Annotated in this window: 16 protein-coding genes; all 16 read right to left on the reverse strand. The window is 29.3% G+C overall.

The window, feature by feature from the left end:
* Positions 1-55 precede the first annotated feature (55 nt).
* On the reverse strand, positions 56-595 hold the full coding sequence (locus DS884_RS02110) for a sigma-70 family RNA polymerase sigma factor (protein ID WP_093870512.1): 540 nt from the start codon (positions 593-595) through the stop codon (positions 56-58).
* A gap of 238 nt (positions 596-833) precedes the next feature.
* Positions 834-1,175, reverse strand: coding sequence for a DUF3703 domain-containing protein (locus DS884_RS02115; protein ID WP_093870513.1), 342 nt, complete (start codon positions 1,173-1,175; stop codon positions 834-836).
* A 63-nt stretch (positions 1,176-1,238) separates the two neighbouring features.
* Positions 1,239-1,871 carry a TonB-dependent receptor plug domain-containing protein gene (locus tag DS884_RS02120; RefSeq protein ID WP_113785597.1) on the reverse strand — a complete coding sequence of 211 codons (633 nt, stop codon included), beginning with the start codon at positions 1,869-1,871 and terminating at the stop codon, positions 1,239-1,241.
* 99 nt (positions 1,872-1,970) lie between these two features.
* Complete coding sequence (locus DS884_RS02125) at positions 1,971-3,593, reverse strand: amidohydrolase (protein WP_113785598.1); 1,623 nt, start codon at positions 3,591-3,593, stop codon at positions 1,971-1,973.
* A gap of 124 nt (positions 3,594-3,717) precedes the next feature.
* The gene (locus DS884_RS02130; RefSeq protein ID WP_113785599.1) at positions 3,718-5,478 is read right to left on the reverse strand and encodes a S41 family peptidase; all 1,761 of its coding nucleotides are present in this window, start codon (positions 5,476-5,478) and stop codon (positions 3,718-3,720) included.
* An 11-nt stretch (positions 5,479-5,489) separates the two neighbouring features.
* Positions 5,490-6,227 (reverse strand): outer membrane beta-barrel protein, encoded by a 738-nt coding sequence (locus tag DS884_RS02135; RefSeq protein ID WP_113785600.1) that lies wholly within the window; start codon positions 6,225-6,227, stop codon positions 5,490-5,492.
* Between the two features lie 468 nt (positions 6,228-6,695).
* The gene (locus tag DS884_RS02140) at positions 6,696-7,070 is read right to left on the reverse strand and encodes a MauE/DoxX family redox-associated membrane protein (protein WP_113785601.1); all 375 of its coding nucleotides are present in this window, start codon (positions 7,068-7,070) and stop codon (positions 6,696-6,698) included.
* A gap of 2 nt (positions 7,071-7,072) precedes the next feature.
* A complete protein-coding gene (locus DS884_RS02145; RefSeq protein WP_113785602.1) occupies positions 7,073-8,509 on the reverse strand; it encodes a M20/M25/M40 family metallo-hydrolase in 1,437 nt (478 codons plus the stop codon).
* A 42-nt stretch (positions 8,510-8,551) separates the two neighbouring features.
* Entirely contained in the window at positions 8,552-10,111 is a 1,560-nt protein-coding gene (locus tag DS884_RS02150; RefSeq protein WP_113785603.1) for an alanine/glycine:cation symporter family protein, read from the reverse strand.
* Between the two features lie 112 nt (positions 10,112-10,223).
* Positions 10,224-11,366 carry a helix-turn-helix transcriptional regulator gene (locus DS884_RS02155; RefSeq protein ID WP_113785604.1) on the reverse strand — a complete coding sequence of 381 codons (1,143 nt, stop codon included), beginning with the start codon at positions 11,364-11,366 and terminating at the stop codon, positions 10,224-10,226.
* Between the two features lie 108 nt (positions 11,367-11,474).
* Positions 11,475-12,389, reverse strand: a complete 915-nt coding sequence (locus DS884_RS02160; RefSeq protein ID WP_113785605.1) for a bifunctional metallophosphatase/5'-nucleotidase — start codon at positions 12,387-12,389, stop codon at positions 11,475-11,477.
* Positions 12,389-13,135, reverse strand: a complete 747-nt coding sequence (locus tag DS884_RS02165) for a 5'-nucleotidase C-terminal domain-containing protein (RefSeq protein ID WP_113785606.1) — start codon at positions 13,133-13,135, stop codon at positions 12,389-12,391. Before DS884_RS02165 ends, DS884_RS02160 begins: the two co-directional genes overlap by 1 nt.
* A gap of 12 nt (positions 13,136-13,147) precedes the next feature.
* The gene (locus tag DS884_RS02170) at positions 13,148-13,585 is read right to left on the reverse strand and encodes a hypothetical protein (RefSeq protein WP_113785607.1); all 438 of its coding nucleotides are present in this window, start codon (positions 13,583-13,585) and stop codon (positions 13,148-13,150) included.
* A complete protein-coding gene (locus DS884_RS02175; protein WP_113785608.1) occupies positions 13,575-14,822 on the reverse strand; it encodes an ABC transporter permease in 1,248 nt (415 codons plus the stop codon). Before DS884_RS02175 ends, DS884_RS02170 begins: the two co-directional genes overlap by 11 nt.
* Positions 14,819-15,448 carry an ABC transporter ATP-binding protein gene (locus DS884_RS02180; protein WP_113785609.1) on the reverse strand — a complete coding sequence of 210 codons (630 nt, stop codon included), beginning with the start codon at positions 15,446-15,448 and terminating at the stop codon, positions 14,819-14,821. Before DS884_RS02180 ends, DS884_RS02175 begins: the two co-directional genes overlap by 4 nt.
* 29 nt (positions 15,449-15,477) lie before the next feature.
* A complete protein-coding gene (locus DS884_RS02185) occupies positions 15,478-16,677 on the reverse strand; it encodes a GTP-binding protein (RefSeq protein ID WP_113785610.1) in 1,200 nt (399 codons plus the stop codon).
* Positions 16,678-16,689: the final 12 nt, after the last annotated feature.

Here is a 16,689-nt window from a genome sequence, read left to right on the forward strand (position 1 = left end):
TTTGTTTTAACAAATCAATGAAACTAATATGAGTTAATTGTAAAGAGAGTATTATTTAACTACAAACATTACAATCATCCTTATCTTGAACTTCACCTACTAGTTTTCCTTTTTCATTTAATACGTAACCACAGCAATCCATAAAACCTTTCGCAATTAATTTTCTAGCACGTTGTATTTGTGATTTAGTTGTTGGTAAGCTTTGATTTAAATAGTTTGCTACTTCTTGTTGTTTTAATCCTTTTATATCGGATAAAAATAAAGGATCTCGATATTTTTTAGGTAAGTTTTGTAAGATACCGCGTAAGCAATCTTTTTCAGTATGGCTATTTTCTTCAATATAAGTTTCTGTTTCTGAATTTGTAAATTCTGAAACTCTATTGATACTTTTAAAATAATCCATAGTTGAATTTCTAGCGATACTAAAAATCCATGGCTTTAATTTGGTAATATCCTTTAGAGTATGAAGTTTGGTGTGTATTTTTATAAAAGTATCTTGTAAAATATCTTCGGTAACTGTCGTGTTTGTTACTTTACCTAGAATAAAATTTCTAAGATCACTAGCGTATTTAGTCCAAACCTGTTTTGTTGTCATTTTAGTGTTTATTAATAAAACAGAAACTACTCTTAAAGGTAAGAATAATTTCTGTTATTGAGTTAACAAATTAATTGATTAACAGTTGCAATTGTTACAAGTGCAGTTTTCGCAAGTACAATTTAAGCAACTTCCAGTTTTACACCCTTCACAAGTGCAAGTACATTGGTTTTTATATTTCATGGTGTTTATATTTTAAATTCATATAGTAGACCAGAAATACTTTAAAAAGATGCAATTAGTTTAAGAAAAATTTTTCAAGCTCTTTTCTAATTGGAATTGGTTTTAAAGGAGAAATGTTTGTGCCACCTGTGTTACCTGTTGGAACCCATATTAAGGTGAATATAATAGAGGCTATAATTCTAAAAAATTGACCAATCGTTTCTTTATAGTTTTTTGTTTTCAATCCAAAAATTAACATCCAGTAGTGAGATACTGTGTGTCTATAAATATGCTTTTGACCTAAGATATGAGCGTTTTCTAAATGATAAAATGACACTTCAAAGTTGTTGCTTTTAAGTGCCATTTTACTTAATAATAGTTGATTGTGAAATTCTTTCTTTTGTAGTTGTTTAGTCATAATTGAAATAGTTTTATCAATAGACTAAACTTTTAGAAAAAAGATGCATCAATAATTGTTAAATTAATAGGTTGTTATGATAATAACACCATTAGCTCCTCTAGCTCCATACAGAGCAGCTTCAGGTCCTTTTAAAATTACTATATTTTTTACATTTGACGGTGCTATACTTTCAATACTAGCTTTAGAAACAGGAGTTTTATTAACTACAAATAAAGGTTCATTTGAAGCATTGAAAGAACCTGCTCCTCTAATAGTTACTGAATTATCTGCAGATACTACAACACCTGGAACTGTACCTTTGAAATAGTCATAAATAGTTAAAAACTCTCTGTTATTACCTCTACGAGTTCTTGTTTTTACTATTTTGGTTTGAGTACCAGTAGCTTTTGTTTTTAAAGACCCTTTACCGTAAACAAAATAAACTGTTTTTTCTCCTTTGTAAATCATTTTATCAACTCCATGTGTAGGTGATAAAAATGATATTATTCTTGGTCTTTTTTTGTATTTAACTCTAAAGAATCCTTTAGCGTCAGTTTTTCCATTAGTTTTTTTTCCATCTATAAACACCATTGCATTTGCAATAGGTGAGTTCAAAGAATCTTTGACGTAGCCTGTAAGATGTTTGCTCCTTTGTCCTACTGTAAAAATGATATTAGTGAATACAAAAATGGTTAAAAGTATAAATTTTCTCATGCTTAATGTTTTAAGTCAAATATAATGAAAAAAGCTTAGCCCTGTAAGTGTTTGTATTACAAGTTTTATGATTACGAAAATTATAAAAAACACCGATGTTTAATTAGTGTTTGCTACTCTTTCTCCATTGATATAGGTGGATTTTACTTTAGTTTTTGGAATTTTGTTACCCTCTATAGTAATAATATCGTTTTCTAAAATTACAAAATCAGCTACTTTTCCAATTTCAATACTTCCTTTTTCAGATTCCTCAAAATTTGCATAAGCATTCCATATAGTCATTCCTTTTAAAGCATCCTCTCTGGTTAAAGCATTGTTAATTTGATATCCGTTTTCTGGATATCCTTTTAAATCTTTTCTAATGGTAGCAGCATAATAAGTGTATAGCGGACTTACGTTTTCAATAGGAAAATCAGTACCTAATGCTACCTTACCATATTGCTTTAATAAATCATTGTAAGCATAAGCACCTTTTATTCTGTGTGAACCAACTCTATCTTCTGCCCAATACATGTCAGAAGTAGCATGTGTTGGTTGAATAGATGGTAAAATATTTTTAAAATGATGAAAATCTTTTAAGTCTACTATTTGGGCATGCTCAATTCTCCAACGTCTATCTCCTTTGTTTTTTAAAACATTGTTGTAGGTCTTAAGCATAACATAATTAGCAGAATCACCAATGGCATGAGTGTTCATTTGATATTTAGAATTTGCAATTCTTAAAGCTAGTTTTTGTAAATTCTCATAAGAGTTCACTAAAGCTCCAAAATGACCTTTTTTATCAGAATATTGGTCTTTTAAAGCGGCTCCACGTGAACCTAATGCTCCATCAGCATATACTTTTACTGAGCGTACGTTAAGTCTATTAGTTTTAATAATTCCTTTATTTAGATAGTAATCTAAGTTCTCTTTATTGTTAGAAATCATTGCGTAAATACGCATTTTTAAATCTCCACTTTTTTGCAAGCTATCTATAAGTTCAATTACTTGTTTATCTAAGCCAGCATCATCTACTGTAGTTAGTCCTAGGTCAAAACAAATTTTTTCAGCATCTTTAAGAGCTTGTATTTGAGCAGCTTTGTTAGGTTGTGGTACTTTGATAAAATTCATAGCGTTATCAATAAGAACACCAGTAAGTTTACCTTCTTTTTTAATAAATTCTCCGCCGTCTATTTTTGAATCGATAGTTATTCCAGCTAAATCAATTGCAACTTGATTTACTAGCATTGCATGTCCATCAATTCTTCTAATAGCTACAGGTATTGAAGGGAATAGTTTGTCTAGTTTATCTTTTGTTGGAAATTCTTTAATTTCCCAATCGTTTTGGTCCCAGCCCCTACCAGTAATGAATAAGGTGTTTTTCTTTTTTTGAAAGTCTATCAGTTTTTGTAAAACTTCATCATAACTTTTAGTACCAACTAAATTTACTTTTTGTTGTTGTAACCCTAATCCATAAAAATGGCAATGTGCATCTATGAATCCAGGGTAAATAGGTTTGTTTTTAGCATCTATAATGTTGGTTGAGGTATATTTTTCTTGAATTTCCGTATTGGTTCCTACAGCTATAAATTTCCCGTCTTTTATTGCAAAACTTTCAGCTTTATCAAAATTATTGTTTACTGTGTAAGTATTAGAGTTTGTTATAATTAAATCTGCTTCTTCTTTTTTATTACAAGAAATTATAATAGAAATAAAGAGTAGTGGAAGTATTAATTTATTCATTCAAAATTAGATTAAGTATTGGATAGTATTTCAAAAGTATTTAAATTTTATTGTTTTTTTTAAATAAAAAAAGGAAAACTAATTAGTTTTCCTTTTTAAAAATATAATAAAAAATTATTTTTTCTTACTTAATCGCGTCTAATGCTGCATTATAGGCAGGGTCAATAAAAGTAGTACTTAATTGATCAACTTGTGTTTGAGTAGGAATTACTTTTACATCAGGAGTTACCCCAACAGCTTCAACAATCTTTCCGTTACTATCTTGGAAAGCCATTAAAGGCATGTAGAAACTTAAATATCCATTATTTAATCTATTTCCACCATTAAAAGTATCTTGACCACCTAAACCAGCAGTTCCACCAGCACTGTTGTCACCAACAATTGTTACATGGTTTCCTTGAGATTTAATCATCATTGTACTGATTTCAGACATACTAACTGATGATTCATCAATTAAAATAGCTGTAGGTACATTCTGCTTAATTCCAAATTGATGAGGATTAGTTTCAACTGGCACCCATGGGCTATAGTTAAATCTACCATTACCTTCTTTTGTTCTTTGATATCCCCAAACTTTTTGTTGAGTTACAAATCTTTCTGTAAATATACGTGCATCAATTACAGCACCACCACCATTACTTCTCAAGTCTAAAACAACTTTCTTTACTTTACCGTTTGCAATTGGGTTATATACTTTTTTATAAAGATCGAAAGAATAGTTTCTAGCTATAGAACTTAATACATCATCAAAATCATTAGTTATTGGGAAAATTCCCCATAAAGTTGTAGAAAAGATGAAACTAGAGATAGTTTGGTAGCTTTTTATACGTTTTACATATATACCATATAACTCATTAACAGCAGCTTTTTGACCAGCAGTAGTTGATGGGTTGTTGTAGTATGCTCTTAATAAAGGTAAAACAGCATCGTTTTTAGTATCAAAACTAGCTTTAGCAGTAGTTGTAAAATTAGCTAAAGGAGTTAAGCTTGCTTCAAGATCGTCAACAAGTTCAGTGCTTTTGAATTTATCAAGAGCAGTAGTGTAATTTTTATATTCGTTTGAAGCGATAACTGTTGAAACTAATTTTTTAAGTTCACTTAAATTATCATTCATCATGTTTTCAAATTGAGAACCAGATGTATTGTCTAAGTCTTTTAAAGCCTTGAAGTATGATTGGTTGATTCCTGAAAGACTGTTAATATCTTTTAAGATTGGAAAAGCCCCATCATTAATAGCATGACTAATAACATTAAATTGAGATAATTGAATGTACATAGTTTCAGGATCACTTTTTAAGAATCCAGCTAAAAGTGGACCACCAACATATACAGATGCAGGATCTAATTTTTGAAGCCCCATAACCCTTCTTACGTCACGTTGACTTACTCTTGGGTTTCTTTGAGTTCTACCTAAGTTTACAAAACCATCTTCTTCAGTATATTTGTAAGTCATGTTACTTACAAATGATTCTGTCATAGTAGTTTGACGATTTAATGACTTTACACTAGGTATAGGAATTACAACACTTAATCCAAAGTGTTGATCTAATATTTTGTTAGTGATAATTTCAGCAAAATATTTAAAAGCCAAATTAGCTTCTTTTTCAGCTAAAATAGGATCAACGTTCGCTTTATTAAAAGTAGAAAAAGCTTTAAATTTAGGACTGTATTTTCTATAAATATCATCCCAGTTTTCTTCTTGTTCGTTGAAATAATTATAATCGTTGTTCATCGTATCCCAAAAAGCATTGAAAAGATCAGAATAGCTATTTACAGCTGTTCTGTTCAATTCTGCAATTTCTAATGAATCTTCTCTACAAGATTGTAGTGTAGAGAAAGATATTAATACTATAAATATTTGTAAAATGTATGTGATTTTTTTCATAATAATTAATATTAAAAGTTGTAAGATATTCCAATACCGTAATTAGAGGTAGTGTAATAGTAGTTAGACGTTTTTCTTAATTGTTTCTTTTGGTTATCAGATAAGCCATACATAAAAGAGTACTCAATAAATACACTCATGTTTTTGTAAACGTTGTAACCAAATCGAGTTTCAGCTTGTAAACCGTAATCTACTCTGTTAAATTGATTTTCATTTTTATCAAAATCATAAGATTCTATTACTGTTTTTCTAGGGAAACCGTTAAAGTTTAATCCTCCAAAAACTTCAACAGTACTTTCTCTTTCTAAAGAATTCCACCAACCCACATAAGTTCCTGCAAAAACTTCAAAATTGAATTTTGTGTTTTTTAATGCGTTATGTAAAGGTTGAATTCCTACCATTACAGGAATATTAAAATATTTAGCTCTATGAAGTGTACCAATTCCTTCTTGAGCACCTGTTCTTTGGTATTTGTAATTTTTGTTAATGTAAGTTAATCCAGTTTGGATACTTATATTTTTGTAAACTTTAAAATTAAATCCAGCTTTAAAATAAGAACCAGTATTTCCAGTATATTCTGTGTTTACTCTATTGCTAGCACTGTAGGTTATATCGTTACTGTTTCCTCCTCCAGATAAACTTACTCTAAATTTTTCTTGTGCTGAAATAGTTTGATTGGTAAAAAATGTAATAAAAAAAAGTAAAAATACTTTTTGTTTAAAAAATAGCTGTTTTTGATTGTTTTTCATAAATGATTGTTTTTAATTGTAAAATAGGTTTATTCACCCTATGCACTGGTCCGTGATGGGTGAAGTTTTTAATGAAGATTTTTAATAGCCGTGTAGGTTAAACAAGCAAAGACTGTAACACCCTAATTATTTTTTTGTTAAAAAGTAGGTTTAAACGCTATGATTATTGAGGTAATGAAATTGTAAGGGAATTAAGTGGTTTATTTTTAGCTTGATAGTGTTGTTGTTTGAGTTGTGATTTTTTTTTATTTTTTTTTATTTTTTTTGAAGAAAATTAAGAATAATAGATAATCTTGTTCATTTAGGAATGAAAATTAGAAGGAGGGAGAGTTTAAAAACACTTACTGTATTTAAATATAAAAAAGAGGAATAGAGAGTCGAACTTTTACTTTTATTAGTGTTTTTTTTATAAAAAAAAAGCTATATGATAAATTCATATAGCTAAACTAAAAATGTTTTATTTAAGATTTACGACCTGTGTTCTTCAGTTTTGTATATAAGGTAAGTCCAAATTATGAATAAAATTTGAACACCTATTCTTATATAAGAAGCAGATTTTGATCCAATAGCTGGTTCTTCTTTTAAAGAGTCCCATATGTGTATAGGCATAAATAGTATCATTAATAAAAATATACCATAAGCCGATTTCTTTTTATACCCTTTTGAAAAAAGTCCAATTCCTAGAAGTATTTCAATAGCTCCTATTATATAGTTTATAGCTAAATTAGGTAAGAAATCTGGAATGAATCCATTGTAAAAATTAGGGTTGTAGAAATGATTAAAACCACCATAAATTAAAAAAATAGCTAAAAGAATTTTTAACGTTAAAATTAAATATTTCATGATTAAGGTTTCAATGTTTCATTAGTGTATAAATATTTATCCATTAAATAAATTATACTAGCCATTGATGCGCTTCCCAATTCTAATTCTCTTTTATTTACTTTGTCAAATGTATCTGTAACCGTATGATGATAATCAAAATAACGTTGAGAATCTGGGCGGTAACCAACCAAAGTAACATGGTCGTCTTTTAATGGACCGATATCAGCTCCACTTCCTCCTTTATCAATATCATGTAAACCGTATGGTGCTAATAGTTTCTTCCAGCTTTGTAGTAAATGAACATTTTTTTGGTTGGCATCAATTGAAAACCCCCTAGGAGTATGTCCTCCTGCATCCGATTCTAATGCTCCAATATGTAATTCACCATTTTCTTTTGCTAAACGAGCATATTCTGTAGCTCCTTTCATACCATTTTCTTCATTCATAAAGAAAACGATACGAATTGTGTTTTTGGGTTTTATGTTATTTTTTTTAAATAAGTAAGCTACTTCTAATGATTGTACTATTCCAGTTCCGTCATCATGAGCACCATCGCCTAGATCCCAAGAATCTAGATGTCCACCAACTACCATTATTTTATCTGGGTTTAGACTTCCTTTAATTTCTCCAACTACATTAAAAGAAGGAGCGTCTGGTAAGGTTTTACAACTTTGTTTAAAGTAAAATTTTAAATTAGGGTTGTTTTTTAAGTGTTTACTTAAGTTTTCAGCACCTCTAGAACTAATAGCAGCTGCTGGTATTTGATGTTCTTTAGCAATATCTCCATATCCCATAGACCCTGTATGAGGGTAATCATTAATACCGTTGGTCATTGAACGAACAATCATCCCTTTTGCTCCAAAAGGTCCAACAACAGATGCGCCAGCAAAACGTTGACCAACGCAACCTCCATAAGCTTTAAAAGTGTGTATAAGAGTATTGTCAAAAGCACCATTAAAAAAAACAATTTTGCCTTTTGCTTTATCTCCTAGTTTTTTAGCTTCTTCTAAACTTTTAACTTCAATAACTTCAGCAGTTATTCCATTTGTTGGAGTAGCAATAGAGAACCCTAAAGCACAAATAGGAACATTAATTTTATTACCGTTAATTGTATAATTAGCCTCTTCTTTTTCTCCACGAACCCAATGAGGAACCATTACAGGTTGTAACCAAACTGAGTCAAGACCAACTTCATTCATTATTTTTTCACCCCAAATTACTGCTTTTGCTGCTTCAGGAGAACCTGATAATCTACCTCCAATATTTGATGTTAAATCTCGTAGCCATTCATAAGATTTTCCTTGGGTTAAAGCAGTATTAAAAAGATGTTTAATATTGGTTGAATCTTTTTTTTCTTCAACGGAAAATTTAGCGGGGGATTTTGATATTTCTTTTTGTTCTGTTTTACAAGAGAATATAATAACAGAAGCAATAGTTAGTAAGGTTAATTTTTTCATTTAAATCTAGATCTTTATATGCTATAAATCTACAAAATAGAATTAAGATAAATTGTTTTGTATGGCAGATTTATACCTTTTAAGCTCTTTAATAACTTTAGGAGCTAGTAAAATTAAACCTATCATGTTAGGAACCATCATAGCAAAAACCATGGCGTCTGAAAAATCAATCACAGCATTTAAACTAGCAGCTGCACCAATAATAGTGAAAATACAAAAGATAATTTTATAAACATTTCCTGTTCTTTTTTCTCTTCCAAAAAGATAAGACCAAGCTTGGTAACCATAATAAGACCAAGATATCATAGATGAGAAAGCAAATAAAATTACTGCTATTGTTAGTATGTATGGAAACCATGAAATTCCACTTTCTAAAGCTTTAGAAGTAAGTATTGCCCCTTGTTCAAACGAAATGGTGTTACCAGGTGTTATTTGTCCAGTTATAATTAAAGCTAAAGCAGTCATTGTACATACAAGAACAGTATCAATAAATGGTTCTAACAAGGCAACTAAACCTTCACTAGCTGCATAATTTGTTTTTACAGCTGCATGTGCAATTGATGATGAACCAATACCAGCTTCATTAGAAAACGCACCTCTTCTGAACCCTTGAATAAGTACACCAACCATTCCGCCAGCAATTCCTGTAGGATTGAAAGCACCTTCTATGATTTGGTTAAAAGCAATTGGAATTTGTGTGTAATTTATTGATAAAATTATGATTACAGCTATCACGTATACTAATACCATTACAGGTACCACTTTGTCGGTTACTTTTGCTATTTTTTTGATACCACCTATAATAACAATACCAGCAAATATGGCCATAACCAGTCCAAATAACCAACCTTTACCGTAAATAAAACTCTGCTCACCACCAGTAACATATTCAAATAATTTAAAAGCTTGATTTACTTGAAACATATTTCCACCACCAAATGAACCTCCAACGCACATTATAGCAAAAATTATAGAAAGAGTTTTTCCAATTTTATTAAGGCCAAGTTCTTTTAAACCGTTTTTAAGGTAATACATAGGGCCTCCAAATACAGTTCCATCAGTTTCTATTTCTCTGTATTTTACTCCCAAAGTACATTCAACAAACTTAGAAGCCATTCCTAATAAACCAACAATAATCATCCAAAATGTAGCACCAGGACCACCAATAGATAAAGCAATTGCTACTCCAGCAATATTTCCTAATCCAACTGTAGCAGATAGGGCAGCAGTTAATGCTTGGAAATGAGAAACCTCTCCATTGCCTTCTACTTTTATGGTTTTAGCAATGTCTGTTTTATTATCAGGTTTATCTATGCTGTCGTATTTTCCTCTTACTACATTTATAGCTGTAAAAAAACCACTAAAATTAATTCCTTTAAAATAAATTGAAAAATAACATGCTCCACCAACTAAAATTATTAAAACCCAAGGAATAGCTATGTTTTCTGTAATAGGGATTTGATATAGTATGGTATCGGTAAACCAACTAGTAGCATTATGAAAAGATTGATTGATTTTTTGATCTAAAGATTGAGTTGTGTTTTGAGCTACAGTAATTAATGGAGAAATGAATAAGGTAATAAAAGTAATTAAACGTTTCATGGATGTTTTAAATTGATTTCTGCTAAATTGCTTAGAATCAGTTTAAAATAAAAGGTTACGCATTGATGAAAATAAGAGTTTGTATGGTTAAGTATATGATTAAGTATTTAATTTAACTACAGGAAATAGTGGCAAAACCTAACAGGTTTTTATCAATAGCATAACTTATTAATTGTTCTTTTCCGTCAGACCCAGAGACATTTAAGGCTTTTTTTATTTGGTAAATATGAGCTTGAAATCCATCTACACTAATATTCATAGCTTCTGCAATTTCGGTATATGATTTTTTTGTTCCACAAACACCAAGGTTTGCTAATACTTCTTTTTGACGATCAGATAGTTCAACTTTTGAAGATTTTTTTAACTTTTTATACTTCTTTTTTTGTTGATCTATTTCGGATTTTAAGTGTTTTATTGTGTCTAAGTGACTTTCATTTGCTATTAATAGAGTTTCTTTGTCTTTCTCTAATGTCTCTTTTATCGTTTTTATTTTTATAAATTCAGATTGTTGTTCTTCTTTTTCGGCTAATAATTTCCAACTGTATAAAAGTATTGTGAACAATAGGATGAATAAAAATTTAAAAGATAGTGCAGTAACAATTCCTAATATGTTCCATGTGCTTAAAGGTATCCAATATTGAATTTGAGTTTCAGGAATAATTCTGTGGGTAACTGCAATTATTATTAAAACAAATAAAGCAAAAGTAGGGAGGTACATAAATCGCATACCTCTATTTTTGAATGCTTTATTCAATTCTTGAAGTAAAGAAAATGCAACAACTAATGAAATTGGGATATCAATTAACCAAATTACATTATTACTGGCATTTTCATTGTTATTACTATAAAATGAAATTAAAAATACGGAAGCAATCATACCTAAAATTCCTCCGAAAATTATAAAAACTTCTCTATTAGTGAATCGTTCTATGATTCTAATAACAATACTTCTTTTTTCATAATGTTCTATTGAAGGTATAGACATTAATATAAACAAAGAATTAACTAATGAGAAGAAAACTCCTAGACTAATAATAATTTTATGGTTAGTAGAAATATTGAAAACAGAAGTTAGAATTATATTTATAAAAGCACCTGCTCCCCAAGAAAAAATAGCTAAAGCAAACCACTTAATACCCTGTATTGAATTGGTATCAGTGTTTTTGTTTTTTTCTTTAAAGTATACACGTTTAATTACAAAAGCAGTAATTAAACAAACTATAGCGGTTATATAGAAAGAAACTTTTGTTAACATTAGTTTTTTTAGGAAACTAAATTACTAATAATTATTAGAGTAATATGTAATGGATATAGTTTACGTCTTGGTTATTTATGTAAATTCGAGTAAAATTAGTTAACTTTTTTATACTAAAATAGTAGTTCCATTAGATGATTTATTATTGTTTTCATCAAAATAAAAATCAATTCTACCTAGATTAACTCCGTAAGCACCAACTTGATTGATAAGAGTGTTTTTATCATCTATATTTTTTATAATAGTTGGTTTTGGTAAAAATGTATGCGTATGCCCTCCAATAATTAAGTCAATATTTTTAGTAGCTTTAGCTAAGTTTAAATCAGAAATGGTGTCAGGATTGTTTCTATAATAATATCCTAAATGAGATAAACAAATAATTAAATCACAGTGTTCTTCGTTTTTTAGGGTGTTTGTTATGTCTTGAGTTATTTCAATAGGATTTAGATAAGTAGTTTCTTTATACATTCTTTTGTCTACTAATCCATCCAATTCAATACCTAATCCAAATATTCCTATTTTAATACCATCTTTAAAAATGATTTTGTAAGGTTTTACGTGGGTATCTAAAACAGTGTTTTTAAAATCGTAATTAGCAGAGACAAAGTCGAATTTAGCATTTGGGAGCTGTTTATATAAGCCATTTATAGAATTATCGAAATCGTGATTTCCAATAGTGGCAACATCGTATTTCAGCATACTCATTAGTTTAAATTCAAGAGCACCCTCGAAGTAATTAAAATAAGGAGTTCCTTGAAAAATATCTCCAGCATCTAGAAGCAAAGTGTTTTTGTTTTCTAATCGTATTTGTTCAATTAAAGACGCGCGTCTAGAAACACCACCTCTATTTGCGTATCTAGTATGATTTGCTTTAAAAGGCTCAATATGACTATGTGTGTCATTTGTATGTAGAATGGTGATATGTTTTTGTTTTTTTGGAATAAATGACGGTAATGTTATTCCACCAACCATAGCAAGTGTTGAAGCTCCTCCTAACTGTTTAATAAAATCACGTCTTTTCATTATTTAATAATTATGCGGTTATCTATTGAGGTTTTCAGGGTGTCCACTTTTTTAAAGTAGTTGATAATAGCGTCTCTAACTTTGTAGTTTAATTTTGTTAACTTTTTTGGGTTTTTAAAAAAAATCATTTTGTCACCACCGCCTTGTAAAAAATCAGATGTTAATACAGAGTATGTTTTATTTTTATCGAATATTTCACCATTAATTTTTAAAGAGTAGTTGTTTTCTTTAATTGTTAATTCTATATTTTTCGATAGGGGGTTCGCTACTTTGTTTTCGATGAAATAATTAACAAGTTCAATTACTTTGTTTCCTGTAATTTCTGCTACTACGAGCTCATTTTCAAAAGGCATTAATTTAAAAGCGTGTTCTTTTGTTATTTTTCCAGCAGGAATTGTTGCACGTATTCCTCCATGATTAAACATAGAAAAATCAATAGAGGTGTTGCTTTTCTCTTTAAAAATTGGGGCAGCCATTTCAATACATAAATCAGCTAATAAATTTCCTAAATTACTTTGCATATTAATACCTTGTCTAGTTAATTTTTCTGGCGTATAACTTAGTACTTTAGACATATTATCTGCTAGCTTTTTTTTGTAAGGAGCTATAGTGTCATCTATTTTTTCTGAAGATTGTATGGTACTATCAATTGCTATTGTTTTAGCAGTTATTTTGGTGAGGTGTGTTTTGTTTTTTTTACAGGAAGTAATTGCCAAAAAAAAACAAAATAAATATGATAATTTCATTTAAATAAAATTTTATTTAACTAACGTTCCTTTACAGTTAGTTAGTATATAATTAAAATGTTCAACATCTGAGTCGTTAAGTTTTAATGTTCCTGTTATTGATACTATATTGTCTGTTTTAAATTTTAGTTTAAAATTAGATTGTAGTTCTATGGTGGTTTCTGGACCACCAATACCACAAAAATAACAAGCAGACATTGGACCTTTTGATAAGATGTTGTATTTTTCGCTAAGGTCTAAACTTAAAAAATAACCAGTAATAGTTATTTGTTTTCCATCTAAAGCTTTAACAGAGTCTGAAAATTTTGGATGCAATAAGGTTTCATTATAATCAGGGAAATATTTTTCCGTAAATTTTACTTTAGATAAATCTTTCCAAGTTACTTTTTGCTGACCAAAGGTCAAATAAAAAGATAGGAAAAAAAACATAAAAAGAACTTTATTTCTCATTGCTTAAAATTGTAGATATATTCATGTTTATTATTGGATAAATAGCTAAAGAAATGGAAAGAAAGACCATTAAGAAAACAAACGAAGCTATTTGCAAAAAATCTTTAAAAACTAATTCTTGAAGTATAATTTGTTGGTTACTAATTTGTATTAAACTAACGATAGTTCCTAATGCTATTTTGATTAATAGGAACCCCAATAAAAAAGCAATTAATACTATAATTCCACCTTCGTAAATTACCATCTTAATTAATTGATAATTATTAGCTCCATAAGTTCGTAAAATAGCTAAATCAAAAGCTCGTTCTTTTATCATTTTATAGGAGCTTATGAAAATAATAACACAAGAAATTATAAGAATTAAATAACCTATCCAAGAAATAGTTTGAAGTCCAATGTTTGTGTATTTATATAACTTCCCCAATTCATATTTAGGCAAAGCAGCTTGCATACTAGTATGCTTATTAATTTTTCTAGGAATAGTTAAAAAAGCTCTTGGATTTTTAAAAGTTACTAATAAAGAGGTGATTTCTTTATCTTCGTGTTCTTCGTGTTCTTCGTGTTCTTCATGGTGTTTATGCTCTTCATGATGTTCTTGTTCTTCATGATGCTCATTGTTACCATGATCATGTGTTTCCCATACACTTTCTAAATTGGTAATTATTAAGCGATCTATTACTTTTTGCGTTGGTTTTAAAATACCTACTATCGTTAATTTGTCTGAATGTACCTCTATATTATTTTCTATTAGTCCATGAGAACTTAAAAAAGAATCTCCTATTTTTAGGTGTAATTCCTTAGCTACGGTATTTCCTAAAATCACTTCCATAGCTTTTTGAACTTTACGACCTTTTTTTAACTCGGCTTTATAAAGAGAGATAAATTGATTTGTTGTACCTACAATTCTATATCCTTTGTAATTATCACCATAAGAAATAGGAACTGCAAGTTTAATCATTGAGTTTTTACCTATTTTTTTGGCATCCTCATAAGGAATGTTCCCAGTTGGGTTATCTATATGTAATACAGAAGCTAAGGTTAACTGTAAAGGACTTCCTTTGGCTCCAATAACTAAATCAATTTGGCTTAAGTTATTTTCAATTTGAGTTTCAAAAGATTTTTTTAATTGTTGAATACCTAAAAGAAGGGTGACACTTAGCGATAAAATAAAAATGCTTAAAAAACTATATAATGGTTTTGATTTTATATTTTGAATACTAATTTTCCAAATGTTCATAATGTAATTGAGTTTTGGAAGTGTGATTTTAGTCTATGATCGTGAGTAATAACGATTAAATTAGCACTTGTTAGTTTTGCCTGCTCTTTTAAAATTTTAATAACAGTATTACAGTTTTGATCATCTAAACTAGAGGTGGGTTCATCAGCTAAAATAACTTTGGGATTATGAATTATAGATAAAGCTATTCCTAGTCGCTGTAATTGACCTTCACTTAATTTGTTTACTTTTTTGTTTTTTAAATCATAAATATCTAACTGCTTCAATAGATCTTCAATCTCTTTGTTAGTTGTGTTTTTTTTGCTGAAAAAAAGACGTGTTTGTAAGTTCTCAAATACATTTAAAGATTGAACTAAATGATTTTTTTGAAAAACAAGCCCAATGTTTTTACCTCTAAATGTATTTAATTCATTATTTGATAGTGAATTAATGTCTGTTTTGTTGATTGTTATTTTTCCTGAAAGAGGAGTTAATAAACCAGCACAAAGATGTAGTAGTGTTGTTTTTCCAATACCAGATTTCCCTAAAATGAGCAAGTTTTCTCGTTTTTCTAAAGTAATATTTGGAAATTTAAAAATTTGATTTCCTTTTTTATATTGAAAAGTAAGGTATTCTGTTTGTAACATCTTATGTTTTTATATTCTTTATAGGAAATTTAAATAGCTATTGGCCATTGGTCTTGTTTAGGAAATAACTGTTTTTTCCAAGCTTGTATTTCTAAATCTGTTAACAAACAATTTTCTAATTCTTTGATCATTTTTATTTTGTTTAGATGTTGTCCAATAAAAACTAACTCTATTTTTCTATCCCCAAAAGAAGAATCCCAGGTTGATTCAATTAAATCTTTATTTTCAGTAAATGAAGCATAGTTAATTCGTTCAGAAAAAGGCATGGAAGCCCACCAAACACCTGCGTTATCAGCTTTACAAGAGCCTCCAGCAGAACTCCACAATAAAGCTTGATTTGGTCTTGAAGCTAGCCAAAATAAGCCTTTACTTCTGATAATATTTTGTGGGAAATGTTGGTTTAAGTAAGTTAAAAAACGTTCTGGATGAAATGGTTTTTTATTTCTGAATACAAAAGATCCAATACCGTATTCTTCAGTTTCTGGGACATGTTCATTTTCTAACTCTTTTACCCAACCAGCTGATGCTTCTGCTTTTTCATAATCAAATAAGCCAGTATTAAGAACATTTTTTAATTCAACTTGAGACTCATTAGTTGTAATGATTTCAGCTTCTGGATTTAATTTATGAATAATAGCATGAAGTTCTTCTACTTGTTCAGCGGTTACAAGATCAATTTTATTAATGATTATTACGTTTGCAAATTCAATTTGATCAGTTAATAAATTTACAATAGTTCTATTATCACCCTCTATATTTGTAAGTGATCTAGTTGTAAGATAATCTGAACTTGAAAAATCTTTTAAGAAATTAAAAGCATCAACAACTGTAACCATTGTGTCTATATAACTAAAACGGCTAAGATCTATCTTCCCGTCTTCACTTTCAAAACTAAATGTTTGTGCAACTGGAATAGGTTCACTTATACCTGTACTTTCAATTAATAGATAATCAAATTTATTTTGAGATGCTAGTTTTTCTACTTCTACCATAAGGTCTTCACGAAGAGTACAGCAAATACAACCATTAGACATTTCTACTAGTTTTTCTTCTGTTCTAGATAGTGTATTTTCATTTTCAATGAATTGAGCATCAATGTTAACTTCACTCATGTCGTTAACAATTACCGCTACTTTTAAACCTTTTTTATTATGTAGTACATGGTTTAATAATGTGGTTTTTCCAGCTCCTAGGAATCCACTTAATACTGTTACTGGTAGTTTTTTCATGTTGTTTTTGAA

It is taken from the genome of Tenacibaculum sp. E3R01 (assembly GCF_003318185.1).
Lineage (GTDB): Bacteria > Bacteroidota > Bacteroidia > Flavobacteriales > Flavobacteriaceae > Polaribacter > Polaribacter halocynthiae.

Coding starts and splice junctions, on each gene's coding strand:
- DS884_RS02115 (WP_093870513.1), bottom strand. CDS start 1,175: ATGACTAAACAACTACAAAAGAAAGAATTTCACAATCAACTATTATTA.
- DS884_RS02120 (WP_113785597.1), bottom strand. CDS start 1,871: ATGAGAAAATTTATACTTTTAACCATTTTTGTATTCACTAATATCATT.
- DS884_RS02145 (WP_113785602.1), bottom strand. CDS start 8,509: ATGAAAAAATTAACCTTACTAACTATTGCTTCTGTTATTATATTCTCT.
- DS884_RS02170 (WP_113785607.1), bottom strand. CDS start 13,585: ATGAGAAATAAAGTTCTTTTTATGTTTTTTTTCCTATCTTTTTATTTG.
- DS884_RS02140 (WP_113785601.1), bottom strand. CDS start 7,070: ATGAAATATTTAATTTTAACGTTAAAAATTCTTTTAGCTATTTTTTTA.
- DS884_RS02130 (WP_113785599.1), bottom strand. CDS start 5,478: ATGAAAAAAATCACATACATTTTACAAATATTTATAGTATTAATATCT.
- DS884_RS02125 (WP_113785598.1), bottom strand. CDS start 3,593: ATGAATAAATTAATACTTCCACTACTCTTTATTTCTATTATAATTTCT.
- DS884_RS02150 (WP_113785603.1), bottom strand. CDS start 10,111: ATGAAACGTTTAATTACTTTTATTACCTTATTCATTTCTCCATTAATT.
- DS884_RS02165 (WP_113785606.1), bottom strand. CDS start 13,135: ATGAAATTATCATATTTATTTTGTTTTTTTTTGGCAATTACTTCCTGT.
- DS884_RS02175 (WP_113785608.1), bottom strand. CDS start 14,822: ATGAACATTTGGAAAATTAGTATTCAAAATATAAAATCAAAACCATTA.
- DS884_RS02160 (WP_113785605.1), bottom strand. CDS start 12,389: ATGAAAAGACGTGATTTTATTAAACAGTTAGGAGGAGCTTCAACACTT.
- DS884_RS02185 (WP_113785610.1), bottom strand. CDS start 16,677: ATGAAAAAACTACCAGTAACAGTATTAAGTGGATTCCTAGGAGCTGGA.
- DS884_RS02110 (WP_093870512.1), bottom strand. CDS start 595: ATGACAACAAAACAGGTTTGGACTAAATACGCTAGTGATCTTAGAAAT.
- DS884_RS02155 (WP_113785604.1), bottom strand. CDS start 11,366: ATGTTAACAAAAGTTTCTTTCTATATAACCGCTATAGTTTGTTTAATT.
- DS884_RS02135 (WP_113785600.1), bottom strand. CDS start 6,227: ATGAAAAACAATCAAAAACAGCTATTTTTTAAACAAAAAGTATTTTTA.
- DS884_RS02180 (WP_113785609.1), bottom strand. CDS start 15,448: ATGTTACAAACAGAATACCTTACTTTTCAATATAAAAAAGGAAATCAA.